Below are 513 nucleotides of genomic sequence, written 5' to 3'. Positions count from 1 at the left end.
CCAGGGCCAGGCCGTAGTCGCGGACGAAGGCCTCGTGGGCGTCGGCGAGTTCGGCCGGGCTGAGCGGGTAGTGCGCGCCGTCCTTGGTGAGCACCGGCAGGCCCGCGTTCGGCATGCAGGACAGGCCCACCCGGGCGTTCTTCGCCAGGTACCGCAGGTGCTCGCTCATCTCGGCCGGGCCGGTGGCGCAGTTCATGCCGATGAAGTCGATGCCCAGCGGCTCCAGCGCGGTCAGCGCCGCGCCGATCTCCGAGCCCAGCAGCATCGTGCCGGTGGTCTCGACGGTCACCTGGGCGAAGACCGGCAGGTCCAGCCCGGCCTCGGTCAGGGCGGCCCGACAGCCCAGCACCGCGGCCTTGGTCTGCAGCAGGTCCTGGCTGGTCTCCACCAGCAGCGCGTCGACGCCGCCCGCGATCAGGCCCGCCGCGTTCTGCCGGAAGCCCTCGCGGACCACCTCGAAGGTGGTGTGACCCAGCGTCGGCAGCTTGGTGCCCGGGCCGATCGAGCCCAGCA

General features: G+C 72.7%; 1 protein-coding gene. It reads right to left on the bottom strand.

What is annotated here, in order from left to right:
• Positions 1 to 513: homocysteine S-methyltransferase family protein (locus tag QSK52_RS39155; protein ID WP_285741048.1), on the bottom strand; the 513-nt coding region annotated here is incomplete at both ends.

The sequence above is a fragment of the Kitasatospora phosalacinea genome (assembly GCF_030268885.1).
Lineage (GTDB): Bacteria > Actinomycetota > Actinomycetes > Streptomycetales > Streptomycetaceae > Kitasatospora > Kitasatospora phosalacinea_C.
The sequence above is the reverse complement of the archived record's forward strand: the minus strand, read 5'-3'. Positions and strand labels throughout refer to the sequence as shown.